The organism is Micromonospora sp. ATLC16 (assembly GCF_057196645.1).
In genome coordinates, this window is sequence record NZ_JBXUOW010000003.1 from 122,414 (window position 1) to 147,356 (window position 24,943).

The following is a 24,943-nucleotide window of genomic DNA, read 5'->3' on the forward strand; positions in this document are numbered from 1 at the left end:
GCTCACTCCTCGCGCTCACGGTTCCACCTTCTGTCCTTTGCCGATGACCACGATGCCGTTGTCGGAGACCGTGTAGCGCTGCCGGTCCCGTTCCAGGTCCACACCGATCTCGGCACCCTCGGGCACGTAGACGTTCTTGTCGAGGATGGCCCGGCGGACCACCGCGTGCCGGCCGATCTCTACACCTTCCAGGAGTACCGAGCCGTCCACGTGGGCCCAGGAGTGAACCTTCGCCTTCGGCGAGACGACCGAGTTCTCCACCAGCGAGCCGGAGATCACTGCGCCGGGCGAGACCATCGAGGCGACCGCCCGGCCGACCCGCTCCCCCCACTGGTGCACGAACTTGGCCGGCGGGAACGGCGGCTGCTCGGTGTAGATCGGCCAATCGAAGTTGTAGAGGTTGAACACCGGGTGGACGTTGATCAGGTCCATGTGGGCGTCGTAGAACGAGTCGAGGGTTCCGACGTCGCGCCAGTAGCCTCGGTCCCGGTCGGTGCTGCCGGGGACCTCGTTGTCGCGGAAGTCGTAGACGTTTGCCTCGCCGCGCTCGACGAGCATCGGGATGATGCTGCCGCCCATGTCGTGCTTGCTGGTCTTGTCGTCGGCATCGCGTTCGACCGCGTCGATGAGCGCCCGGGTGGTGAAGACGTAGTTGCCCATCGAGGCGTAGATCTGGTCGGACGCGTCGGGCAGGCCGACGGCGTCGGTGGGCTTCTCCCGGAAGGCCCGGATCCGCCGGCCGTCCTCGCCGACCTCGATGACGCCGAACTGGTCGGCCATCGACAGCGGCTGCCGGATGCCGGCGACGGTGACTCCGGCACCGGAGGCGATGTGGTCCTTCACCATCTGCCGGGGGTCCATCCGGTAGATGTGGTCGGCACCGAAGACGATCACGTAGTCGGGCTGCTCGTCGTAGATCAGGTTGAAGCTCTGGTAGATCGCGTCGGCTGAGCCGGCGAACCACCAGGGGCCACGGCGCTGCTGCGCGGGCACCGGGGTGACGTAGTTGCCGAGCAGCGTCGACATCCGCCACGTCTTGGTGATGTGTCGGTCGAGGGAGTGGGATTTGTACTGGGTCAACACGACGATCTTCAGATAGCCGGCGTTGGCCAGGTTGGAGAGGACGAAGTCGACCATGCGGTACATCCCGCCGAACGGGACGGCCGGCTTGGCCCGGTCCGTGGTCAACGGCATCAGGCGCTTGCCCTCTCCGCCGGCCAGGACGATCGCGAGCACCTTGGCAGCCATGAACAGACGCTATCCATACCGCTGCCGGTTCACCACTCGTACGGGGACAGTTCTGCGACCGAGTGCGGCGTTGGATCGTGCACTAGGGTGCCGGACATGACCGACTCCGCACGGCTGCGCGTGGACCTGCTCACCCGGGAGTACCCGCCGGAGGTCTACGGCGGCGCCGGGGTGCACGTCGAGTACCTGGCCCGGGAGCTGCGCCGGATCACCGACGTGCGGGTGCACTGCTTCGGCGCGCCGCGTACCGAGCCGGGGGTTCGGGCGTACGCCGAGCCGGCGGCCCTGACCGGCGCGAACGCCGCGCTGCGCACCATGGGGGTGGACCTGGAGATGGCCGCCGGGTGTGCCGGCACCGACGTGGTGCACAGTCACACCTGGTACGCGAACCTGGCCGGGCACACCGCGAAGTTGCTGTACGGGGTGCCGCACGTGGCGACCGCGCACAGCCTGGAGCCGCTGCGACCGTGGAAGGCCGAGCAGCTCGGCGGCGGCTACGCGCTCTCGTCGTGGTGTGAGCGCACGGCGTACGAGTCGGCCGACGCGATCGTGGCGGTCAGCGCGGGGATGCGTCGGGACGTGTTGGCCGCGTACCCGTCGGTGGATCCGGACCGGGTGCACGTGATCTACAACGGCATCGACACCGCGCAGTACGCCCCGGATCCGGGCACCGACGTGTTGGCGCGACTCGGCATCGACCCGGCCCTGCCCAGCGTGGTCTACGTCGGGCGGATCACCCGGCAGAAGGGGCTGCCCTACCTGCTTCGCGCCGCCCGGGAGCTGCCGGCGGACACCCAGCTCGTGCTGCTCGCCGGCGCGCCGGACACGGCGGAGATCGCCACCGAGGTCCAGGAGTTGGTCGCCGAGTTGCGGGCCAAGCGCTCCGGGGTGGTCTGGGTGGCCGAGATGCTGCCCAAGCCCGAGGTGATCCAGGTGCTCACCCACGCGACGGTGTTCGCCTGCCCGTCCGTGTACGAGCCGATGGGCATCGTCAACCTGGAGGCCATGGCCTGCGAGACGGCGGTGGTGGCGACCGCGACCGGCGGCATTCCCGAGGTGGTGTCCGACGGCGAGACGGGCCTGCTGGTCCCGATCGATCAGGCCACCGACGGCTCCGGCACTCCCCTGGATCCGGACCGCTTCGTGGCCGACCTGGCCGACCGGCTCAACGAGTTGCTGGCCGACCCGCAGCGCACGGCGCGCTTGGGCCTGGCCGGCCGCCGCCGCGCCGTCGAACACTTCTCCTGGGACGCCGTCGCCCGGCAGACCCTGGAGGTGTACCGCTCGGTCGGCGCGGGCCACCACGCGGCCTGACAAGTCCAGGCGTCGCTCATCGCCCCGGCGGCCCGCCGGGCACCACCTGGCGTGCCTGGCCGCGCGGAGATCGCCGCGAGGTGGAGGGCCTGGTCGCCGATGGCGAGAGCGGAACAACTTCGGGGATGTTGCTGCCTCACGCGCGACGGAGGCAGCAACATCCCCGAAGTTGCGCGCACCGGCTTGCGGTCCCGAGCGCGGTCGGCCGAGCGCGAGGGGATCTCGGGCAGTAGGTTGGGGCGGTGAGTGGACGGTTCCCGATCGAAGACGTCTCCCCCGTCGTCTCCTGCGGTCGCTACCCGGCCCGTGCGGTGGTCGGCGAGGTGGTGCCGGTGTCGGCGCGCGCCTACCGCGAGGGGCACGACGCGCTCGGCTGCAACGTGGTGTGGCTCGGCCCGGACGGGGCGGCCCGCCCGTTCACCCGGATGCGTCCGGGTGAACCCGGCCAGGACCGGTGGCACGCCACCGTCGTGCCGGACGCGGTGGGCGAGTGGAAGTTCACCGTGGAGGCGTTCAGCGATCCCTATCTGACCTGGCAAAACGCGGTCACCAAGAAGGTCGCCGCCGGCCAGGGGCCGGCCGAGCTGGCCAACGACCTGGCCGAGGGCGTACGCGTGTTGAGCGCCGCCACGAAGTTGGTGCCGAAGGCCGAGCGAACCCGCATCAAGACGGCCGCGAAGGCGCTGGCCGACACCGCCCGGCCGCTGCCGAAGCGGGTGGGTCCGGCGTTGGAGCTGGCCGACCTGCTCTGGGCGCACCCGGTGCGGGAGCTGGTCACCACCGGCGAGGAGCACCGCCTGTGGGTGGACCGCGAGCGGGCCCTCTTCTCCGCCTGGTACGAGTTCTTTCCCCGCTCCGAGGGGGCGATGCCGGCGACCGTCGACGCGCCGGCCCGCTCCGGCACCTTCGCCACCGCCACCGGGCGGCTGCCGGGCGTGGCGGCGATGGGCTTCGACGTGCTCTACCTGCCGCCGATCCACCCGATCGGCCGGGTCAACCGCAAGGGCCCGAACAACAGTCTGCTCGCCGGCCCGGACGACGTGGGCTCGCCGTGGGCGATCGGCGCGAGCGAGGGCGGGCACGACGCCATCCATCCCGACCTGGGTACGCCGGAGGACTTCCGGGACTTCGTCGCCGCCGCCGCGGAACACGGCCTGGAGGTGGCGATGGACCTGGCGTTGCAGTGCGCGCCGGATCACCCGTGGGTGACCGAGCATCCGGAGTGGTTCACCACCCGGGCCGACGGCAGCATCGCGTACGCGGAGAACCCGCCGAAGAAGTACCAGGACATCTACCCGCTGAACTTCGACAACGACCCGGAGGGCATCCGCGCCGAGGTGCTGCGGGTGGTGCGGCACTGGGTCGGCGAGGGCGTGAAGATCTTCCGGGTGGACAACCCGCACACCAAGCCGGTCGACTTCTGGCACTGGCTGATCTGGGAGGTCAAGCGGGTCGACCCGGACGTGCTCTTCCTCGCCGAGGCGTTCACCCGGCCGGCGATGATGCACGGGCTGGCCAAGGTCGGCTTCACCCAGTCGTACACGTACTTCACCTGGCGGACCTCCGCGGCCGAGATGCGCGAGTACTGCACGGAGCTGGTGGCGGCGGCCGACTACATGCGACCGAACTTCTGGCCCAACACGCCGGACATCCTGCACGCCTCGTTGCAGCACGGCGGGCCGCCGATGTTCAAGATCCGGGCGGTGCTGGCCGCGCTGCTCTCCCCCTCGTGGGGCATGTACGCCGGCTACGAGCTGTTCGAGCACGTGGCGCGTCCCGGCGCGGAGGAGTACCTCGACAACGAGAAGTACGAGCTGCGGCCCCGCGACTGGGCCGGTGCCGAGGCGCGGGGCCGGTCGTTGGCGCCGTTCATCACCACCCTCAACCGGGTGCGCCGGGAGAACCCGGCCCTGCGCCGGCTGCGCGACCTGGTCTTCCACGACATCGACAACCCGGCCCTGCTGTGCTGGTCGAAGCACGATCCGGAGACCGGCAACACGGTGCTGGTGGTCTGCTCGTTCGACTCGCACACGGTGCAGTGGGGCAACACCACCCTGGACATGCCGGCGCTGGGCCTGGACTGGCACGACCGGTTCACCGTGCACGACGAGCTGACCGGTGCCCGCTACGACTGGGGGCAGCGCAACGCGGTCCGGCTCGACCCGTACCTGCAACCCGCGCACGTGCTCACCCTGCGTCCGGTCGTCGCGGCGTCGCCCTCGACCGGCCCGGCCGCGGGCGGTCCGGCCGCCGGATCGCCGGGTCAGGGCGGCACCGAGCCGCTCTCCCTGACCGTTCAGGACGTGCCCACCGACCTGTCGGGCGGCGCCGCACCGACCGTTCCCGCCCAGAAGGACGACACCCGATGGACCAGCTGATCTCCGGGGAGATCCACGACCCGCACGCCGTGCTCGGCGCGCACCCGGCCGACGGGTATACGGTGATCCGTACCCTGCGCCGGGGCGCGGACGACGTGAGCGTGCTGGTCGGTGAGGAGCGGCACCCGATGAAGCGGGTGCACGACGTCGGGGTCTTCGAGGCCACCGTGCCCGGCGAGGTGCTCGACTACCGGCTCGACGTCGACGGGGTACGCCACGACGATCCGTACCGTTTCCCGCCGGTCCTCGGCGAGCTGGACCTGCACCTGATCGGTGAGGGCCGGCACGAGCGGCTGTGGGAGGCGCTCGGCGCCCGGGTTCTCGACGACGGGGTGGCGTTCGCGGTGTGGGCGCCGAACGCCCGGGGCGTACGGCTGGTCGGCGACCTCACCGGCTGGGCACCCGACGACGGCTGGCCGATGCGCTCGCTCGGCTCCACCGGCGTGTGGGAGATCTTCGTGCCCGGTGCCAGCGCCGGCAGCCGGTACAAGTACCGCGTGCTGGGCGCCGACGGGTGCTGGCGGGACAAGGCCGACCCCCTCGCGGCGTACGCGGAGGTGCCGCCGGCCACCGCGTCGGTGGTGCACCGGTCGACGTTCGAGTGGTCCGACGCGGCGTGGCTGGGCCGGCGGTCGCGGCGGCAGCCGCACCAGGAGCCGATGAGCGTGTACGAGGTACACCTCGGGTCGTGGCGGCCGGGCCTGGGTTACCGGGAGCTGGCCGAGCAGTTGACCGCGTACGTGGTGGGGCTGGGCTTCACCCACGTGGAGTTCCTGCCGGTGATGGAGCACCCGTTCGGCGGCTCGTGGGGCTACCAGGTGACCGGCTACTTCGCGCCGACCGCCCGGTTCGGCGACCCCGACGACTTCCGGTACCTGGTGGACCGGCTGCACGCCGCCGGGATCGGGGTGATCCTGGACTGGGTGCCGGCGCACTTCCCGAAGGACGAGTGGGCCCTGGCCCGTTTCGACGGCACCCCCCTCTACGAGCATCCCGACCCGCGCCGGGGTGAGCACCCCGACTGGGGCACCTACGTCTTCGACTTCGGCCGCCGGGAGGTGCGCAACTTCCTGGTCGCCAACGCGCTCTACTGGCTGGACGAGTTCCACGTCGACGGGCTGCGGGTGGACGCGGTCGCCTCGATGCTCTACCTGGACTACTCCCGGCAGGACGGGCAGTGGGCGCCGAACGTGCACGGCGGCCGGGAGAACCTGGAAGCCATCGCGTTCATGCAGGAGGTCACCGCGACGGTCTACAAGCACCACGCCGGGGTGCTGATGATCGCCGAGGAGTCCACCGCCTGGCCGGGGGTGACCCGGGCGACCAGCGACGGCGGGCTCGGCTTCGGGTTCAAGTGGAACATGGGCTGGATGCACGACACCCTGCTCTACACCTCGAAGGACCCGATCTACCGGCAGCACCACCACCATCAGCTCACCTTCTCCCTGGCGTACGCCTGGAGCGAGAACTACACGCTGCCGATCAGCCACGACGAGGTGGTGCACGGCAAGGGCTCGCTGGCGAGCAAGATGCCCGGCGACACCTGGCAGCGACTGGCGAACGTCCGCGCGCTGCTGGCGTACATGTGGGCGCACCCGGGCAAGCAGTTGTTGTTCATGGGGTGTGAGCTGGCCGACGACCGGGAGTGGAGCGAGGAGCGCGGCCTCGACTGGTACCTGCTGCACGATCCGGCGCGGGCCGGCGTGCAACGCCTGGTGGGCGATCTGAACCGGGTATACCGGGACACCCCGGCGCTGTGGGCGCAGGACACCTCCCCCGCCGGTTTCCGCTGGCTCGCCGGTGACGACGTCGCCAACAACACCATCTCGTTCGTCCGGATCGCGCCCGACGGGGCGACACTCGTCTGCGTAGCCAACTTCTCGGCGCTGCCGCTTGAGGACTACCGGATCGGGTTGCCGGCCGCCGGTGCCTGGGCGGAGGTGCTCAACACCGACGCCCACCACTACGGCGGCTCCGGGGTCGGCAACCTCGGCACCGTGCACGCCGAGAACGTGCCCTGGCACGGCCAACCGGCCTCGGTGGCGTTGCGCGTGCCGCCGCTGGGCGCCCTCTGGCTCCGCGCGGCCTGATCGGCGGCGCGCAACGACCGGTCGGACGACCGGCGCGGTCGAGGACAGCCGAGACTGGCGCCACTGCGACGGGCGGGATCGATGGGTCGAGCCTTCCCGACCACGGATCCGTATCGACCGCATCCCTTGCGTGACTAATAGTACGCTTTATCCGATATGGGAGTTATCGGGGTAACGCCGGGAGCGCCACGTTTCGGAGGCGTGGCACCCTGCCCTGCCCTGCGCCTTGCCCCGCTGTCGGGTGACCGCCTTGGCTAGGCCCGACCTCGCGCCTGGCGGGCCGCCGGCCACTCCAGCCGCCGATGCGGTCGGCGTGTCCCTCGCCCCGGACACCTCAGGGCACTCGAATACCCCCGGGCCTTCGACCGGCCGACCACAGGCTCCGGCGTTCGCTTCATGGATAGCCACCGCCGTGATCGGACGCGTGGTCAGCGCCATCGTGCCGCTGGCGTTGATCCCGGTGACGCTGTCGTATCTCGGCCCTGATCTGTACGGGCTGTGGATGGCCGTGATCGCGCTGACCGGCATGGCTGCCTTCGCCGACCTGGGGCTCGGTAACGGCCTGCTCACCCGGCTGGCGCCGTGTTGCGCCAGTGGTGACAGCCGGCTGGCCCGCCGCTACATCACCAGCGCGTACGCGATGGTGACGGGCATCGCCCTGAGCGGCTGCGCCGTGCTGTGGCTCACGTCGGGACTGATTCCCTGGCGAACCGTCTTCAACGCGCCGACATCGATCGCAGCCGCCGACGCCCGGGCGTTGACCCTGACCTGTCTGACCGCCTTCCTGCTGAACATGCCCCTGTCACTGGTCAACCGGATCCAGTTCGCCTACCGGCTGGGAGCAACAAGCAACCTGTGGCAGGCTGCCGGAGCGGCATCGTCGCTGCCGCTGGCCCTCGGAGCGGTGCACATCGACAGCCCCGCTGTCGTGGTCGTCGCCGCCGCCGTCACCGGCCCGGTGCTGGTCAACGTCGTGAGCACCGGCTGGACCTTCAGCCGCAAGCTGCCCGAGCTCGCCCCGACACGGCAGGCCCTGGACCCGACCATCGGCCGACAACTGCTGAAGATCAGCGGATTGTTCGGCGTCGTCACGATCCTGATGACCGTCGCCGACAACGCGGACAGCCTGATCATCGCGCACGCGCAAGGTCTCGCCGAGGTCACCGCGTACGCGGTCCCGGCCCGGCTGTTCATCCAACTCGGCGTGATCGTGATGCTGGTGAATCAGCCGTTCTGGCCGGCACACGGCGAGGCGCTCGCCGCCGGCCGGTTGAGCTGGGTCCGCCGGACTTCGCGGCGGATGACCGTGGTGTCCACGGTCATCGTGCTGCTGCCCGCCGCCGCTCTGGTCCTGTGGGGTGAGTGGCTGTTCGCCACGTGGCTGTCGGTGCCGCTGGTGGGCGATCGGTGGCTGTTGCCGGGCCTGGCCCTGTGGTGGCTGATCGTGGCAGCCACCTCGCCGATGTTCATGGTGCAGAACGCCGCCGGGGTCGTCCGCCCGCAACTGATCGGCTACGCCGCCTACCTCGGCCTGTCGCTCGTCGGCAAGTGGTACGGCGCGAAGTGGCTTGGCATTTCCGCCGTGCCGTACGTCGGCGCGGCCTGCTACCTGCTGACGGTCGTCCCGGCGGCGATACACGGCTACCGCCGCGCGCTGGCGTCCCGGGCACTGCCCGAACACTCGAAAGGTGATCTGTGTTGACGCAGCCTCGTGACGACTCGTCACAACTGGACAGGTTTCCCAAGGTACTGGTCGTCGGGCACATGCCGTTCGACCGCTCCACCGGCACGACGATCACCTTGTCCAACCTGTTCCACGGATGGCCGAAAGACCGGCTGGCGCAGATCTACACCTCCGGCACCGAGCCGTCGACGGAGGTATGTGAGGACTTCCTGCACTTTCCGCCCCGTGAGCACTACCCGCGTCCGCAGTATCTCGCGCTGCGGATGCTTGGCTGGAACGGCACCGGCCCGGTGCAGAGCATGCCGGCGCTCACCGCAGTCCGCGACGTCGCCGACCACCGGACCACGGTCGCGACCTGGTACTCGCATCTCGTTGCGCTTGGCGACCTCAGCCCGCTGAACCTTCCACCGCGGGTCGAACGCTGGGTGCGGCAGTACCGGCCCGACGTGGTCTACTCGATGCTCGGCAGTGTCCGACTGACCCGGTTGGCCGCCCGCGCCGCCCGGCTCTGCGGGGTGCCGATGGTCCCGCACTTCACCGACGACTGGCCGGCGACCCTGTACGGCCGCCGCGAGTTGGGAGGCGTCGCGGCGGCACGGATGCGCGCCGCGGTCCGCGACCTCATCGGGCTCGCCCCCTCCGGCATGGCGATCAGCGAGCCGATGGCCGAGGAGTACCAGCGCCGGTACGGTATTCCGTTCGACATCTTCACGAACTCGGTGGACGCGGAGTTCTTCTCCACCCCGCAGCCGCCGGTGACGCCGGAACCCGACCGACCGACGAGCCTCGTCTATGTCGGAGCGCTGCATCTGGGTCGCTGGCGGTCGCTGCTCAGCATCGCGGCCAGTGCGGCATCGATCAGCACCGCGGCCACTCCGGTCCGGCTCACCGTGCACTGTCCGACCGAGGACGCCGAGCGCTACGGTCGCGAGTTCGCCGGGTATCCCGGCGTGCACTTCGGGCGGTCACTGGCCAGTCACGAGGTGCCCGCCGTGCTCGCGGCAGCGGACATTCTGGTGCACGTCGAGAGCTTCGCCGAGGACACCCGACGCTACACGCGCCATTCGGTGTCCACCAAGATCCCCCAGTACCTCGCCGCCGGCCGACCCATCTTCGGGCACGGACCGCACGAACTCGCCTCGATGGCGTACATCCAGGCGGCCGGCGCCGGGATCGTGGTCGGGACACCGGAGCCGGAGGTGGTGACCGAGCAGTTGTGGAAGCTGTGTCTCGACTCGTCCTCCTGGCACGAGTACGGACGCAACGGTCGGGCGCACGCCGAGCGTCATCACCGCCGGGAACGGGTGGCGGAACGGTTCGCCGAGGTACTCCGACGGGCCGCGCGGTCGAGCCCCACACCGACCGGGACGAGGGGACGGTCGTGAAACGCTCAGGAGAGTGGATCGCCTGCGTCGGCCCGTTCCTGTTTCCCTGGGGCGACGCGAGTTCCCGCCGGGTCTTCGGCCTCGTCGGTTCGTTGGCGTCCGCCGGTCAGCAGGTGGTGGTGGCCAGTGGCGATTCGCAGCCACGCGTACCGACGCCGGTGCCCGGCTTCGACGGGCCGGGCACCGTGTCCCACGTGGGCCTCGGCGAGGCACCAGCGGCCGGTGCCGGCCTGCTCCGCGTCTCGGTGCGGGCCTTCGTCACGTGGGGCCGACGCACGGTGCGTTGGCTGGAGGAGCAGCCGACGAAACCGTCGCACGTGCTCCTGCACGGCGGGCAAGCGCAGTACGCCCACCAACTCATCCGCTGGTGCACCCGGCACCGGGTGCCGCTGGTGGCCGACGTGGTGGACTGGTACAACGGACGTCACGTCCGGGGCGGCAGGTTCGGTCCGTTGAACGCGAGCATGAAACTGGCGCTGCGGTATCACTACCCGCGCTGCGACGGCATCATCGCCATCAGCGCCCTGCTCACCGAGTACTACGAGGCGCGTGTCCGGGCGGTGGTGCGGGCACCGTCGACGGTGGACGTCGCGAATCTCCCTCTCCTCGCCCCGAAGGGTCGACGCGGCAACGCACTCGTCCTCGCCTACGCGGGGAATCCCGGCCGGAACAACAAGGACCTGCTCTCCCACGTGGTGCTCGCCGCGCAGCGGGCCCACTGCGCACAGGCACCGGTCGAGCTGCGCATCCTCGGCCCGTCCCCCGAAGAGGTGCGTGCGCTGATCGGTGGGGCGCTGCCCGACAACGTGCGCGCACTGGGACGGCTGGCACAGCACGAGGTTCCGTTCGCGGTACAGCAGGCCGACTTCACGGTGCTGCTGCGCCGGCCGGAGCGGGCCGCCAACGCGGGATTCTCCACGAAGTTCTGCGAAAGTCTCGCCAATGGGGTACCGGTGATCGCGAATCTCACCGGCGACATGGCTGAGTATCTCCACCACGGGGTAGAGGGGCTGGTCTGTCCCGATCACTCCGTGGAAAGCGTGACGCAGACCCTCCGCGCTGCGGCGCGGCTCAGCGATTGGGACCGGGCACAGCTTCGGGTGTCGGCGCGGGAGCGGGCGCTGAAATCTCTCGACTACCGCGTCCACGCCGTCGCCCTCGGCGAATTCTTCGATGGCCTACGCGTCTGACCTTCCGCGTGGGCAGCGGCCGGGCCACGAACCGCAGCAGCGGCTGGTGCGGTGACTACTGCGGATTCTCCATCAACCAGTGGTCCAACTCGTCGTTCTTGACCGCCTGGTACAGCTCGGCGGCGGCAGGCCGGTCCGGTAGTACGACGCTCTGGTCACCGATCATCCCCACTCCGTCGGTGGGACTGGTCAGCGTCGTCACCCGGTCGGCCCTGATCCTGCGGAGACGCCAGGCGGTGTCCCCGACGGCCAGCTCCGCGTCGATCTGCACGGCGCCTGCGAGTCCTCGCACAAAGGTGTTGAGACGAACCGGTTCGACCAGGATGCCCACGCGGGTCACCTCCTGTAGCACGGCGGTGAAGATCGCCTGTTGGTGACGGATCCGACTGAAATCGCCGTCGGCGAACTGATGGCGCTCACGGGCGTACTCGAGGGCGACCGCGCCGTTCATCCGGTGCGTACCTGGAGGAAGGACGGTACCGCCCGCGGCGATGGACGTGAACGGCGCGTCGACGACGACCTCGATCCCGCCGAGCCCGTCGATGATCTCGGCGAACCCGGCGAAGTCCACAACTGCGACGTGGTCGATCCGGACACCGGTGAATCCCTCGACGGTTCGTACGAGCAGCGGTGCGCCACCCCAGGCGTAGGCGGCGTTGATCTTGGCGCTCCTGGGTTGGTCCCCCGCGCTGGCCGTGGGGACGTCGACCCACGTGTCACGGGGGATGGAGATGACGTACGCCCGGTCCTGGCTCGGCGGGACGTGCACGAGAAGAATGCTGTCGCTACGTTGCGCCGCACCAGGCTGTTCGGCCTGGTCCGTGCCGATCACGAGGAAGTTGACAGCCTCATCCGGCGCCGGTCGCTGCTCGGCGGGGATGCGCTCGAAGGCGTCGACGCGCCGGATCTCGGAATCGAACGACCGAAGGTAGAGCCAACCGCCGACACCGGCGCCGGCGATCACCAGCAGGGACAGAACGGCAACCAGTGCCAGCGCCCGGGTCCAGCGGTTGCGTAATGAATTGGGCATCCGCAGTTCCATCGTCACCTCACTTCCGACGCCGAATTCCCGCCCAGTCGTGGTGCCGCCGGACCGTGGACAGGATGAAGTCGACCACCCGGCGTGAGGTGTCTGGAATCCGGTAGTCGGCCGGGCAGGGCACCCCATCTGCGGAGACCTGGTCGAGCGTCGCCCCGATTGCCTCGATCACACCCCACGGCTCCAGGCCAGTCATGATCATCCCGCCGGCGTCCAACGCCTCCGGGCGCTCGATCGACTCGCGCAGTGTGACGGCCGCGAAGCCGAGGATGGCGCTCTCTTCGCTGATCGTGCCGCTGTCCGACAAGGTGCAGCGGGCGTTCCGTTGCAACTGCACGTAGTCGAGGAGACCGAAGGGTTCGTGGAACTCGATCCCGTCCAGGCCAGTCGGGTCCGCCGCGAGCGCCTCCAGCCGCTTGCGGGTCCGCGGATGGGTGGAGACCAGCACTGGTAGTCGCCACTCGTCTCGGACCGCACGCAGGCAGTCGAGCAACCTCGTCAGTCGCGCCGGATGGTCGACATTTTCCTCCCGATGCGCGCTGACCACGAAGTACCCATCCGGCGCCAGGTCGAGCTGGTCCAGGATGCGTGAACGCTGGATGTCCTCGGCACAGTGATCGAGCACCTCACGCATGGGCGAGCCCGTGAGCAGGATGCGGCGCGGATGCAGTCCTTCGGCAAGGAGATTACGCCGGGCGTGTTCGGTGTAGACCAAGTTGAAGTCGGCGACGTGATCGACCAGGCGACGGTTGGTCTCCTCGGGAACGTTCAGATCGAAGCAGCGGTTACCGGCCTCCATGTGGTAAACGGGCACCTGCATCCGCCGTGCCATCAGCGCGGCGATGCAACTGTTGGTGTCACCGAGGACGAGTAACGCGTCCGGCCGCAACTCATCTATCGCCTGCTCGACACCCGTGAGCACCCCGGCGAAGACCCTGGCCAGGGAGGACGTGTCGACCCGCAGGAACCGATCGGGTTGGCGCAGCCGCAACTCGGCGAAGAAGACCTCGGACAGCGCCCGGTCCCAGTTCTGCCCGGTGTGGACCAGAACGTGATCGACCGTGCGGTCGAGCCGGTCGATCACGCGGGAAAGACGGATGATCTCGGGGCGGGTGCCCACCACGGTCATGACCCGGGTCATCCCCACGCCCCCCTCGTCTGTGCCGGCGGCTTGCACACCGACTCCGGGTAGGTGTCCGGGCGCGCCGGGTCGAACAACTCGTTGGTCCAGAACAGCGTGAGCAGATCATCGTCACCGGTGTTGACGATCTCGTGGACCCATATGGTCGGCATGTCCACCACCACCGGGAACTCTCCGCTGACCGGGAAGCTGACGACATCTCGGCACCCGACCCGGCGCAGCCGGATCTCGGCGGTGCCGCGAACAACCGCGAAGCGTTCGACCTTCGCCAGGTGGAAGTGGTTCCCGCGACTGACTCCGGGCCGGGTCGTCGACACAAAGGTCTGCCCACCACCACCTCGGGCCCTGACGACCTCCGTCAGGCTCCCCCGGTTGTCGCTGCGGCCGGTCAACGGTAGCGGCATGTCAGCGGGGAAGCAGTGCGATCGGTACGTGTTGAACATCCGCACGGCGTGCCGGTCGGGCAGCGCCGGGAACTCCCCGGAGCGGTAGATGTTTGCCAGATCCGTCAACCATTCAGCGAGGCGTGGCACGTCGATCCGTAGCGCCGGCATGGTCGAGTCCCAGGTGTGCCCGGGCGGCAGACCGATGAGCCGGGCCGCGGCATCCTGCACATGCACCAGTGCCAGTCCATGGTCTCCGCTCACCTCCGGCCGGCCGCCGTCGGCGAGAATCCGGCAGAAGGTCGCCACCACCGAGTTGTAGAAGGGCCGACCGTGTTCTCCGTAGAGGTTCGGCAACGGGACGTCGTCGAAGTCGTAGCCGATGCCCGAGGCAGCGGCGAGTGTCGTGGCCGCTACCGCCTTGCTCTCGCCGTACGGTGTCGTGTTGCCGGCTTGCACCGAATTGGCGAACACCACCCGTTTCGGCGGGGCGGGACACCGCCGCAGGGCATCGGCCAAGGACCGCGCCGAGTTCACGTTGCCGGCGACCACGTCGGCCGGACTACCCCGATTGACACCCGCGAGATGCAGGAGCAGATCCGCGCCGGCGATCCGGTTGGCGGCGACCGCCGGGACAGCCAACTCCGCTTGGGTCAGTACTGTCGGTGCGGGCCAGCCCACCGCCCGGAGCAGTACCCGGACATGCCAGCCGAGAAATCCGCTGGCACCGGTCAGCGCGACCTTCATGACACCAGCACCGGCTCGCGCAGGGCCCGTTCTGCTCGAATCTCCGGGAGGTTGAGCAGCACGTCCCTGATCCTCGGCACGTCCAGGCGTGGTGCGTTCGCCGAATTGAGTTCCTGAACCACGGCGGTTCCCGCGATGGCGAGACTGCGCGGCAAGGAGTGCAGGTTGCGGCCCTCCATCGGCACCCGCAGGAAGTCACCGAAGTCGTCAGCCCGCGCCACCTCTTCCGCGCTGGCCAGGCACTCGTGCAGCTTCTCGCCGAGACGGATGCCGACCACGTCGAGCTTCTCCGGGACGTCGAAGAGCTGGCACATGGCGGTGGCCAAGTCCCCCACCCGGCAGGCGCTGGCCCTGTGGATGAAGACATCGCCGGGGTGGGCGTGCGTGAACGCGTGTTCGACCAGTCGCACCGAGTCCGCCAGCGACATGAGGAAGCGTGTCATGTTGGGATCGGTGACGGTTGGCGCCCGTCCGGCCCGGATCTGCTTCACGAACAGTGGAATGACCGAGCCACGTGAGTACATGACGTTGCCGTAGCGGACACACGAGACGGTCGTGTCGCTGGCGGGATGATTGCGGGCGTGTGCCTGGGCCAACTTCTCCATGATGGCCTTGGTCATCCCCATGGTGTTGACCGGCTGGACCGCCTTGTCGGTGCTCAGCAGGACGACGGAGCGCACCCCGTTACGCTCGGCCGCCTCCACCACGTTGGCGCTGCCGGACACGTTGGTCCGCACCGCCTCGATAGGGAAGAACTCGCAGGCCGGAACATGCTTGAGAGCGGCGGCGTGGAAAATGTGGTCGATGTCGCGAGTGGCACGTAGGACAGTCTCGAAATCCCGGACGTCACCGAGGTGGTAGCGCACGCGATCATCCGCGAGCGCGTGGCGCATCGCGTCCTGCTTGGCCTCGTCACGGCTGAGAACCCGCACCTCGGCGACGTCCCTGTCGAGCAGTCGACGGACCATCGTCTGGCCGAACGAACCGGTGCCACCGGTGACGAGAACCGTCGCGTCGGGCTCAAATGGTGTCATCAAGATCCCCTTACAGCCGTCACTACCGCCAGAGCGGAGGCGCTCCTCCTAAAGGAGATTTACCGGATGTAGAGGCCCCAAAGGCACAATCAGCCAAAAAAGGCACTTACAGGTGGATTACGCTCTGGCTTGGTAGCGTCGCACCGCAGCAGAGGTCCTTATCCGGTCCCGCGCGGCGGCGGCCTGCCGCGACCGACCGTGCACGATCCGTGTAGCGGGGCGAGGCCGACCCGGAAGGCGCTGTAGGTGGCATCTGTAGCTGCGAAACGCGACGGGGTCCGACGACTATACCGTGACGGTAGGACCGGCCCTGCCCGGCACACCGATCCATCAAAGTCCGGCCCGCGGAAGCAGCCCGACCAACTGCGGATCTGGCTTCCCCTGTTCCTGGCCCTGTGTTGGATGCTCGGCACATTCGCGTTCTTCTGGCTCAGCGAGCTGAGCCAACAGGTGCCGAACGGAATTCAGCTTTGTGTCTTCGTGTTCAGTGCCACGGGTTTGTTCGCTCTCGGATACGCCCTACAGGTCTGGCGCCGCCCGCCAGACAGATTCCTCTCCGGCACGCCGACCGAGTTCACCATGGCCCGAAAACTACTTGTCGTCGGAGCCGGCTACTACATCGTCGTGAGCACCGTCGCCATGGCCACGCTGGGGGCGACGGGTTCGACAAGCGTCTGGTCCAATGTGCGTGATCCGGCCACTGCCTACCTACACAAGCTGGACACCTACGAGCAGGGCATCGGCCAGAGCAGCGGGGTCCTGACACTGGCTGCGCTACTCGGGGTCTGTGGCACCATGCTGGCACCGCTTCTGGTGGTGTACTGGCAACGCCTGTCCTGGCCGCTACGGGCGGTCGGCCTGCTGGGCCTCGCCTTCCACGCGACGTACTACCTTTTCATCGGCACGCTCAAGGGCCTCGGCGACGTCGCGGTCATGCTAGGGGCGGGGCTACTCGTCGTCGCGGCAACAGCCCGTCGTCGTACGCGTACCCGACGAGGAAAAGTGCTCGCGGTCGCTGCGATGATCGCCATCACCTTCACGGGCTACATGGTCTTCAGTCAGGCGGCACGGAGTACCGCCTTCGGCACCAGTGACCTGGTCAAGGCGAACCCGGCCGTGGCGAACGTGACCGGCCCCCACGTGGCCAACGGCATCGCCGCGATGCTGGTCTACCCGACCCACGGCTACCTCGGGCTGGCGCACAACCTACAGGTGCCGTTCGCCTGGTCGCACGGCCTGGGCAGCGCACCAGCCGCAGCCGTCCTCGCCGAGCAGCAGTTCGGCGCGGACCCATCCGCCCATCCCAACTATCCGCAACGCACGCAGGACGCGACCGCCTGGCCCGCCGAGTTGTACTGGGCGACGATCTACCCCTGGCTCGCCTCCGATCTCACCTTTCCTGGGGCGGCCCTGTTCATGGGCCTGGTCGGCTGGTTCTTCGCACGGGTGTGGCTGGAGGCCGCCCTCGCCCGACACGTGCTGCCACTACTGATCTTCGCTCAGCTCTCCATTCTCATCGCCTATCTGCCGGCCAACAACCAACTCGGCATGTCCCCGGAGTCCGTCATCGGAATGATCACTCTGTTGGCGCTCTACCTGTGCCGACCTCGACGACGGTCACCGGTCCACCCGATTCGTCCCGCACCCCATCGCGCGTTGTCCGAGGCACGCTCCCAGCTGTAGATCCCGGGCTGCGACGTCTCCACGGCGGCCCGGCCAGCAGGGCGAGGATCGACTCAGACCAGGCCTGCGCCGCGCAGCAGGGTCCACAGGCCGGCGCCGTCGGGGGCAGAGAGCCACTTCTGCCCCACCGGCCCCTCGGTCGGGTTCTCCTGCGGAACGGGCAGGCTACCGGCGAGCATCGCCTGGGCGGGTGACAGTCGGCGGATCGCCACCCCGGCGACGTTGTCCGGGTGGGCGACGGCGAACTCGCGGTAGATCTCCTGGTCGTGCTGGCCGTCGTCGCCGACGAGCAGCCAGCGTACGTCGGGGAACTCCTTGGCCAGCCGGGCCAGGGTGGCGCGCTTGTGATCCCGGCCGCTGCGGAACCAGCGGTCCTGGGTCGGCCCCCAGTCGGTCAGCAGCAGCGGCCCGGCCGGGTAGAGATGCCGGGACAGGAACCGGGTCAGCGTCGGGGCGACGTTCCACGCGCCGGTGGACAGGTAGAACACCGGGGCACCGGGATGGGCGGTGACCAGCCGTTCGTAGAGCACTGCCATGCCGGGCACCGCCGCGCGGGCGTGCTCGTCGAGAACGAACGTGTTCCACGCGGCGAGCAGCGGCCGGGGCAGCGCGGTCACCATGACCGTGTCGTCGATGTCGGAGATGATGCCGAACCGCACCTCCGGGTCGAGGATGCGCACCGGCGCCTCGACCGGCTCCGCGTCGGGCATGCTCAGCCGCACCGAACCCCAGCCGGGTGGCAGGGTCGCGTCGAGCACCGTGTCGATGAACCCGCTGCGGTCGGCCCGCGCCTCGTGCACCACCCCGCCGGTCTCGATGGTCACCGTGACGTGCTTGGCCGGCAGGGTGGTGAAGCTGCGCCAGCCCCGGACCTTCTCCAGCCGGCCGGGTTGACGGGTGTCCGGCCGCCCCAACAACACCCGGCACATCACCCGCACCCAACCGGGCCCGCCGTAACCGGTGTACGCGATGATGTTGGTCCGCCAGCCGGTCCGCCGCAGCCGGCGTTCCACCAGGGCGTGCACGGCGTCCTCGATCCGCGCGGCCCGGTGCAGGTTCGGTCTGGCCAGCTGGCCTGCGGGAGTGGGTGGCACGCAAGCAACCCTGCCACAGACCGGCCACCTCGGCCACGCAAGCTGAGCCGAACCGCCACGCCCGGCGTCGCCGCCGTGACACACTCCGGTCGGAACGGCGACGGGGGCGAGGTCGTGCCACGAGCAGCGGCGGAACCAGGGCGACAGCGCAGGCGGTTGCGGCCACACCTCGACCGGCCGGCGCTGGTCGCCCTGCTGCTCGGGCTGGTCGGGGTCGGTTACCGGCTGGTCCTGGTGCTGACCACCGTGCCCGTCTCCAACAGCGACGAGGCAACCTTCGGGCTGGCCGCGCTGCACATCGCGCAGGGCCGCGAGCAGCCGATCTTCCTGTACGGCCAGCGGTACATGGGCACCCTGGAGTCGTACCTGGCCGCACCGCTGCTCGCGGTGACCGGGCCGAGCTGGCCGGTGCTGCGGTTGCCGGTGCTCGCGCTCTACGCGCTGTTCCTCTGGCTGATCCACCGGCTGACCCGGCGGATCGGCTCGCCGTGGTTCGCCACCGTGGTCGTCGGGTTGCTCGCGCTGGGCTCCGAGCGGGTCGTCCGGGACCAGGTGACCGCGGTCGGCGGGCGGCCGGAGGTCAAGGTGGCGGTGCTGGCGATGCTGCTGGTCGTGGTGGCGCTGGCCCGAGGCGCGGTGCGGCGCCGGGCGCTGGCCGTGGGCGGCGTCGGGCTGCTCGCCGGGGTGGCGCTCTGGTCGGACTGGTTGATCGTGCCGTACCTGGCGGTGGCCGCGCTGGCATTGGCGTGGACCCTGCGCCGGGAGCTGTTCGGCTGGGCGGGGCTGCTGCTGGTCGTCGGCTTCGCCGTCGGGCTCGCCCCGATGATCCGGGACAACCTGGTGGCCCCACCCGGGCAGGACTCCCTGTCGGTGCTGCGTGGCATCAGCGGCGAGGACGGGCCGGTGCCGCCGTGGCCGCAGCGGCTCGGCGGGGGGCTGCTGGAGGGCGTGCCGCTGGCCGCCGGGCTCTGCCCGGTCGACGGTTGCGCCCGGTGGCAGGCGTGGTTCGGCCTGCTCTACCCGCTGCTGCTGGTGGCGGCGGCGACGCTCGCCGGGCTCGCGTACCGGCGGGGGGCCGGGCGCGGCGAGCGGGTCGGCCCGGTCGTGCACCTCGCGCTGCTCGTGGGCGCGGCGCTGACCCTGCTGGCGTACGTGCGCAGTCCGCTGGCGGCCACGGATCCGCTGGGCAACGCCCGCTACCTGTCGGTGCTGCAACTGTCGCTGCCGGCGGTGCTCTGGCCGCTGTGGGTGGCGGCGGTCGCCGCCCGACGGGGCACCGCCGGCGTGCCGCGCCGGGTGGCGGGTGTGGCAGCCACCGCCGTGCTGGCTGCCCTCGCCGCCGGTTCGCTGGTGGTGACCGTGCTCTTCGCCACCACCGGCGCGGCTCCGGGGCGCACCGAGGAACGACAGGCCCGGGAGCTGGCCGACACGGTCCGCGCGGCTGGGCTGCACGAGGTGTACGGCGAGTACTGGACCTGCAACCGGCTGATCTTCAACACCGCCGAGGAGGTGGTCTGCGGGGTGGTCGACGGCAGGCTGCACCCGGGGCAGAACCGCTACCCGGCGTACTGGTGGCGGTTGGCGCGGGCGCAGCGGCCCGGGTACGTGCTGGCGGCCGACGCCCCGGCGGATCGGCGGCTGCGGGAACTGCTCGGCGACCGGGCCGGCGCGGCGCTGCTCGCCGAGGTCGGTGGCTTCCGGGTGTACCACCCGCCGGAGCCGCTGCGGCCGTGGCGTTAGAGTCACCCATGCTCATCCTGCTGCCGCCCTCGGAGGGCAAGGCCGAGGCCGGCTCGGGCCGCCGACTGGACCTGGACCGCCTCTCCCTGCCGGAGCTGAACCCACGGCGGGAGGAGGTGCTGTCCGCCCTGATCGCCCTCAGCGCCGGGCCGCCGGCGGCGGCGCTGACCGCGCTCGGCCTCGGCGCCGGGCAACACGGCGAGTTGCGGCGCAACGCCCGGCTGTGGCAGGCCGCCACCGCGCCCGCCAGCCGGATCTACACCGGCGTGCTCTACGAGGCCCTCGACCTGGCCGGCCTGCCGGCGACGGCGCAGCGGGCCGCCGGACGGCAGGTGCTGATCGGTTCCGGTCTGTGGGGCGCGGTGCGGCTGACCGACCGGATTCCGCCGTACCGCTGCCCGATCGGGGCCCGACTTCCCGGCGTCGGTGCGCTGCCGGCGCTGTGGCGGCAGGACCTGGGTGCCGCGCTGACCAGGGCGGCCGGTCGCGGCCCGGTGCTGGACCTGCGTTCCGGGGCGTACGCGGCGGCCTGGACCCCGCGCGGCGGGCTGGCCGAGCGCACCCTCACCGTGCGGGTGCTGCACGAACGGGAGGTCGACGGGGTGCCGGTGCGCTCGGTGGTCAGCCACTTCAACAAGGCCACCAAGGGGCGGATGGTCCGGGACCTGCTGCTCGCCGGTGCCCGGCCGCGTTCCGTGGCCGCGCTGCTGACGACGCTGCGGGAGCTGAAGTACACGGTGTGCGAGCAGGCCACCGCGCCCGGCCGGCCGCGTCAGGTCGACGTGATCGTTTCGGAGCTGTAACCAGGCGCAAGATTTCCTCAAGGCTGGGCCGGATCGGTACCACCGGTCGTTGTCCCGGGTCACCGTAAGAGGACTCGACGCGACGAGGAGGCCCTCCGGTGGTTGCCGAACCGATCCTGCTCGACCGGTCCCGTCCGTCATCGGCCCTGCCGGGGTCCACCACGCCGCCGTCGCCTCGGTCCCCGTCGGCGCCGCCCCCGCTGGACTGGACGACGTTGGCCGACGCCTTCGAGACGGCTTGCCTGCTGCGCTGCATGCCGCCACCGGCTACCCCCGGGCACCGGCACCCCGGACAGCAGCCCGTTCGACCGAGCACGATCGAGTTCAACCGGGAGGAGGCGGCGCGGCGGACCCGGCAGTTGCTCGACCGCCTCGACATCCCGGTCCGGCACGAGGTGACGGTCGGTGGGCTGCGCCGGCGGTACGAGCTGCACCGGCTGCACGTCGGGCGGGAGCACCGGCCTACGTACGCGGCGATCGTGGAGAACGGCTGGCGGCGGGGCCGGCGGGAACTGCTCGGTGGACCGGTGCCGGGCGCCTCGACGGCGCGGCGGTTGTGGCGCACCCGGTTGGCCGCCGCCGCCTGGCGGGCCGCGCTGCTGGCCGGCGGCCGGCATGTCCGGCGGCACATCCTCGGGGTGCGGATCACCGACCGGGAACTCGGCGCGGTGCTGGTACGCGGCGCCGCCCTGCTGGACGTGCCGGCGCTGCTGCGTCCGAGCACCGGCTGCTTCCTGGTCAGTGTGGCGCACGGTCGGGATCGGGACCGGATCCTGCGGTATGCGGCGGAGGAGGCGGTGCAGCGGCCGGTGTCCTGACCCGGTGGTCGTCCCACGGCCGCACCACGCTGCGCCCGCCCCCGGGGTTGCGCCATCGGGGTCCGGCGGCGCACAGTGCTGCCCGTGACCCGTACCCGGCCCCCCGCCCGAGCCCGGTGGCGCGGCGCCCGCGTGGCGGTGGCGCTGACCGTGCTGCTGACCCTGCCCGGCCCCGGCGGTTGCCGCGACGATCCGGGTGAGCCGGTGGTCATCCGGATCGCCACCGGCAGTCCCACCGCCGTCTACCACGCTTTCGGCTCGTCGCTGGCGGCCATCCTCAACCGGGAACTGCCGCAGGTGCGGGCGGAGGTGTTGGTCACCGCGGCCTCCGCGGAGAACGTGCAACTGCTCAACGCCGGTGCGGCCGAACTCGGTTTCACCCAGGCCGACGTGTTGCAGGCAGACCCGGGTCCGGATCCGCCGGTGGTGGCGGTCGCCCGGGTCTACGACGACCTGCTGCATCTGGTCACCACCGCCGACAGCCCGGTGCGGACCCTGACCGACCTGCACGGCCGGCGGGTCTCGGTGGGCGCAGCCGGCTCCGGGACCAAGATCACAGTGGACCGGCTGCTCACCGCCGCCGGCCTCGACGGCACCCAGGTGCGGCAGGAACGGCTCGGCCTGGACGATTCGGTGGACGCGCTGCGCGCCGGCCGGATCGATGCTTTCTTCTTCTCCGGCGGGCTGCCGGTACGCGCGGTCGCCCAGTTCGCCCAGGACACTCCCACCCGCATCGTCGACCTCGGCGAGTGGACCGCACGGCTACGCCGGGGTAACCCCGAGGTGTACGTGCCGCGGGACATCCCGCGCTCGGTGTACGGCGTGGACCCGGTGACCACGGTGGCCAACCCGAACTACCTGGTGGTGCGGGCCAACCTGCCGGAGTCGCTGGTGCGCGAGGTGACCCGGCTGCTGATGGAACGCCGCTCCGAGCTGGCCGAGGCGCACCCGGCGGCCGGCCGGATGAGCCCCCGCTCGGCCATCGCCACCTCACCGTTGCCTCTGCACCCCGGCGCCGTCGACTACTACCGGGCCAGCAAACCGTGACCGGGCGGGTCAGGCGGACCGCGCGGCGGGGGGCGTGGGGTCGCCCAGGCGGGGGAACGGTTCGGTGGAGAAGACCACCTCCACCGGCACCTCGAAGTGCCGGGCGATGCGCAGCGCCAGGTGCAGGCTCGGGCTGAACTCGCCGCGTTCCAGGTAGCCGATGGTCTGGTAGTGGACGCCCAACGCCTCGGCCAGCTGACGGCGGGAGATGCCCCGCTCGGCCCGGAGCATCGCGATGCGGTTGTGGACGTGCTCACTCATCTCGACGGCCCATCCTCAGGTCACCCGCTGCATGGCCTTCTCGCGGCGGGCCGCCACGCTGGACCCGGACTCGCGGCGGGCCATCCGGCGCAGCACCACCGGCGCCAGCACCAGCCCGGCGACCGCCCAGCCGCCGAGCACCAGCAGCGTCTCCAGGTGCCGCCACGACTCGCCGAGCTCGACGGCGGCCATGGCCTCGGGCAGCAGCGCCGACCGCATGCCGAGACCGAGCCAGTAGATGGGGAAGACCTGCGCGACCGCCTGCAACCAGCCGGGCATCGCGGTGATCGGGTAGAAAATGCCCGACGTCGCGATGAGTCCCATCATCGGCAGAAAGATCAGCCCCATGTTGCGGGGGTTGGACAGCAGCGAGCCGAAGACCGCACCGACCGGCATCGTCGCCACCATGCCGACCAGCATCACCCAGGCCAGGGTCAGCCAGGCCGCCACGCTGTCGAGCGCCAGGGCGTCGAAGAGGAGAAGACCCGGTACGAGCAGGAGGGTGACGCTGACCAGCGTCATCCCCGCCACCAGAGTGATCTTGCTGATGAGGTAGCCGAACATGCCGTTCGGGGTGGCCTTGGCCCGCAGCAGGGTGCCGTCCTCGCGTTCCAAGGTGAGGATCGACGCCACGTTGACCAGCCCGCCGAACGCCACGGTCATGCCGAGGGTGCTGGGCAGCGTCTGCGCGCCGAGCGAGAACTCGGTGCCCGGCACCTTGGCGCCCCGCAGGAAGAACATCACCACCAGCAGGATGACCGTCGGGAAGAGGTACCCCCAGAGGGTCTCCGCGTTGGTGAAGCTCTGCCGCAGCTCGATCCGGCCCCGGGACAGACCGGCCCGGGCGGCCACGACCAGCGGGCTCATCGAGCCACCTCCTCGAACGCGCGGTTCGCGCCGTCGGCGCGGCCGGACTCGTGATCGCGTACCAGTGTCATGTAGGTGTCCTCCAGGCTGGCCCGGCGCACCTCAAGGTCGGCGATGTCCTCGCAGTGCTGGGCGAACAACTCCCGCACGAAGCCGGTCGCGTCGGCGGTGGAGTGCACGAATCGTGCCCCGCCCTGGCTCCAGCGCACCTCGGCGTCGGCGGAGATGCGGCGGGACAGCTCGTCGGCGGACCCGCTGGCGATGATGCGACCACCGGCCAGGATGAGAATCCGGTCGGCCAGTTTCTCCGCCTCGTCCAGGTCGTGGGTGGTGAGCAGGATGGTGGTGTCGTCGATGTCGGTGAGCCGGTGCACCAGGTCGTGGAACTCGCGGCGGGCGGCCGGGTCGAATCCGGCGGTCGGCTCGTCGAGGAAGAGCACCTCCGGCCGGCCGACGATGCCGATCGCCACGTCCACCCGGCGACGTTGGCCACCGGAGAGCTGACCGACCTTCTTGTGCGCGTGCTCGGTCAGCCCGACCACCTGGATCAGCTCGTCGATGTCCCACGGCCGGCTGGTCCGCTCGGTCGAGTAGGGCGCGTAGTAGGAGCCGAGGTGAGCCAGCAGCTCCCGCACCCGCCACCGGCTGTGGTCGCGCCAGGACTGGAGCACCACGCCGAGTCGGGACCGCCACCGCTCGTCGCCGCGCGCCGGGTCGGTCCCCAGCACGACGACCCGGCCGCCGGACCGCATCCGGAAGCCTTCCAGGATCTCGATGGTGGTCGTCTTGCCGGCGCCGTTCGGGCCCAACAGAGCCAGCACCTCGCCGCGTCGCGCGCTGAACGACACCCCGGTGAGCACGTCGGTCGAGCCGTACCGCATGCGCAGGTCGTGCACGTCCAGGGTGAGGCCCCGGTCGGCCGGCGACGCGGTACTGGTCGGGGTCTCCGCCCCGGCGCTTACCACCATGGACCACCACCTCCGTATGATTTGTGCAC

The 24,943-nt window shown here is 70.3% G+C and carries 20 protein-coding genes; 11 read left to right on the top strand and 9 right to left on the bottom strand.

All coding sequences use genetic code 11. The annotated features are described in order from the left end of the window. Positions 1-15 precede the first annotated feature (15 nt). Complete coding sequence (gene glgC / locus AC2CHE_RS02640) at positions 16-1,248, bottom strand: glucose-1-phosphate adenylyltransferase (RefSeq protein WP_484503262.1); 1,233 nt, start codon at positions 1,246-1,248, stop codon at positions 16-18. Positions 1,249-1,344: 96 nt separating this feature from the next. Between glgC and glgA the strand changes: the two genes are divergently transcribed. The 6 genes from glgA to AC2CHE_RS02670 all read left to right on the top strand — a co-directional run bounded on the left by glgA (position 1,345) and on the right by AC2CHE_RS02670 (position 11,289). Continuing rightward, entirely contained in the window at positions 1,345-2,562 is a 1,218-nt protein-coding gene (gene glgA / locus AC2CHE_RS02645) for a glycogen synthase (RefSeq protein WP_484503263.1), read from the top strand. Positions 2,563-2,804: 242 nt separating this feature from the next. After that, positions 2,805-4,940, top strand: a complete 2,136-nt coding sequence (locus AC2CHE_RS02650; RefSeq protein ID WP_484503264.1) for an alpha-1,4-glucan--maltose-1-phosphate maltosyltransferase — start codon at positions 2,805-2,807, stop codon at positions 4,938-4,940. Further along, complete coding sequence (glgB, locus tag AC2CHE_RS02655; protein WP_484503265.1) at positions 4,928-7,030, top strand: 1,4-alpha-glucan branching protein GlgB; 2,103 nt, start codon at positions 4,928-4,930, stop codon at positions 7,028-7,030. Before AC2CHE_RS02650 ends, glgB begins: the two co-directional genes overlap by 13 nt. Positions 7,031-7,442: 412 nt before the next feature. After that, complete coding sequence (locus AC2CHE_RS02660) at positions 7,443-8,732, top strand: lipopolysaccharide biosynthesis protein (protein ID WP_484503266.1); 1,290 nt, start codon at positions 7,443-7,445, stop codon at positions 8,730-8,732. Further along, positions 8,729-10,099, top strand: coding sequence for a glycosyltransferase (locus tag AC2CHE_RS02665; protein WP_484503267.1), 1,371 nt, complete (start codon positions 8,729-8,731; stop codon positions 10,097-10,099). Before AC2CHE_RS02660 ends, AC2CHE_RS02665 begins: the two co-directional genes overlap by 4 nt. Beyond that, positions 10,096-11,289: a glycosyltransferase family 4 protein gene (locus AC2CHE_RS02670; RefSeq protein WP_484503268.1), complete on the top strand. Its 1,194-nt coding sequence runs from the start codon at positions 10,096-10,098 to the stop codon at positions 11,287-11,289. Before AC2CHE_RS02665 ends, AC2CHE_RS02670 begins: the two co-directional genes overlap by 4 nt. A gap of 55 nt (positions 11,290-11,344) precedes the next feature. On the opposite strand, the gene AC2CHE_RS02675 is transcribed toward AC2CHE_RS02670, so the two are convergent. Genes AC2CHE_RS02675 through AC2CHE_RS02690 form a run of 4 tightly spaced genes read right to left on the bottom strand, consistent with a single transcriptional unit; the run spans position 11,345 to position 15,633 of the window. Then, positions 11,345-12,319 carry an LCP family protein gene (locus AC2CHE_RS02675; RefSeq protein WP_484503269.1) on the bottom strand — a complete coding sequence of 325 codons (975 nt, stop codon included), beginning with the start codon at positions 12,317-12,319 and terminating at the stop codon, positions 11,345-11,347. A 19-nt stretch (positions 12,320-12,338) separates the two neighbouring features. Next, positions 12,339-13,469, bottom strand: coding sequence for a non-hydrolyzing UDP-N-acetylglucosamine 2-epimerase (wecB, locus tag AC2CHE_RS02680; RefSeq protein ID WP_484503294.1), 1,131 nt, complete (start codon positions 13,467-13,469; stop codon positions 12,339-12,341). Then, positions 13,466-14,599, bottom strand: a complete 1,134-nt coding sequence (locus AC2CHE_RS02685) for a polysaccharide biosynthesis C-terminal domain-containing protein (protein WP_484503270.1) — start codon at positions 14,597-14,599, stop codon at positions 13,466-13,468. Before AC2CHE_RS02685 ends, wecB begins: the two co-directional genes overlap by 4 nt. Then, positions 14,596-15,633, bottom strand: a complete 1,038-nt coding sequence (locus tag AC2CHE_RS02690) for a polysaccharide biosynthesis protein (RefSeq protein WP_484503271.1) — start codon at positions 15,631-15,633, stop codon at positions 14,596-14,598. Before AC2CHE_RS02690 ends, AC2CHE_RS02685 begins: the two co-directional genes overlap by 4 nt. Positions 15,634-16,035: 402 nt before the next feature. Between AC2CHE_RS02690 and AC2CHE_RS02695 the strand changes: the two genes are divergently transcribed. Continuing rightward, a complete protein-coding gene (locus AC2CHE_RS02695) occupies positions 16,036-17,316 on the top strand; it encodes a hypothetical protein (RefSeq protein WP_484503272.1) in 1,281 nt (426 codons plus the stop codon). Positions 17,317-17,369: 53 nt separating this feature from the next. Here AC2CHE_RS02695 and AC2CHE_RS02700 read toward each other — a convergent pair whose 3' ends face one another. Then, on the bottom strand, positions 17,370-18,410 hold the full coding sequence (locus tag AC2CHE_RS02700) for an App1 family protein phosphatidate phosphatase (protein WP_484503273.1): 1,041 nt from the start codon (positions 18,408-18,410) through the stop codon (positions 17,370-17,372). A 114-nt stretch (positions 18,411-18,524) separates the two neighbouring features. Between AC2CHE_RS02700 and AC2CHE_RS02705 the strand changes: the two genes are divergently transcribed. From AC2CHE_RS02705 to AC2CHE_RS02720, 4 genes are all read left to right on the top strand, one after another. Further along, complete coding sequence (locus tag AC2CHE_RS02705) at positions 18,525-20,150, top strand: ArnT family glycosyltransferase (protein WP_484503274.1); 1,626 nt, start codon at positions 18,525-18,527, stop codon at positions 20,148-20,150. An 8-nt stretch (positions 20,151-20,158) separates the two neighbouring features. Beyond that, positions 20,159-20,953 carry a peroxide stress protein YaaA gene (yaaA, locus tag AC2CHE_RS02710; RefSeq protein ID WP_484503275.1) on the top strand — a complete coding sequence of 265 codons (795 nt, stop codon included), beginning with the start codon at positions 20,159-20,161 and terminating at the stop codon, positions 20,951-20,953. Between the two features lie 98 nt (positions 20,954-21,051). Further along, positions 21,052-21,771: a hypothetical protein gene (locus AC2CHE_RS02715; RefSeq protein ID WP_484503276.1), complete on the top strand. Its 720-nt coding sequence runs from the start codon at positions 21,052-21,054 to the stop codon at positions 21,769-21,771. 84 nt (positions 21,772-21,855) lie between these two features. Beyond that, complete coding sequence (locus tag AC2CHE_RS02720) at positions 21,856-22,818, top strand: TAXI family TRAP transporter solute-binding subunit (RefSeq protein ID WP_484503277.1); 963 nt, start codon at positions 21,856-21,858, stop codon at positions 22,816-22,818. 9 nt (positions 22,819-22,827) lie between these two features. Here the strand turns inward: AC2CHE_RS02720 and AC2CHE_RS02725 are convergent, their stop codons facing one another. Genes AC2CHE_RS02725 through AC2CHE_RS02735 form a run of 3 tightly spaced genes read right to left on the bottom strand, consistent with a single transcriptional unit; the run spans position 22,828 to position 24,914 of the window. Further along, complete coding sequence (locus AC2CHE_RS02725; RefSeq protein WP_210935337.1) at positions 22,828-23,079, bottom strand: helix-turn-helix transcriptional regulator; 252 nt, start codon at positions 23,077-23,079, stop codon at positions 22,828-22,830. Between the two features lie 15 nt (positions 23,080-23,094). After that, positions 23,095-23,946, bottom strand: coding sequence for an ABC transporter permease (locus AC2CHE_RS02730; protein WP_484503278.1), 852 nt, complete (start codon positions 23,944-23,946; stop codon positions 23,095-23,097). Continuing rightward, positions 23,943-24,914, bottom strand: coding sequence for an ABC transporter ATP-binding protein (locus tag AC2CHE_RS02735; protein ID WP_484503279.1), 972 nt, complete (start codon positions 24,912-24,914; stop codon positions 23,943-23,945). The genes AC2CHE_RS02730 and AC2CHE_RS02735 overlap by 4 nt, the downstream gene beginning before the upstream one ends. Between the last annotated feature and the right edge of the window lie 29 nt (positions 24,915-24,943).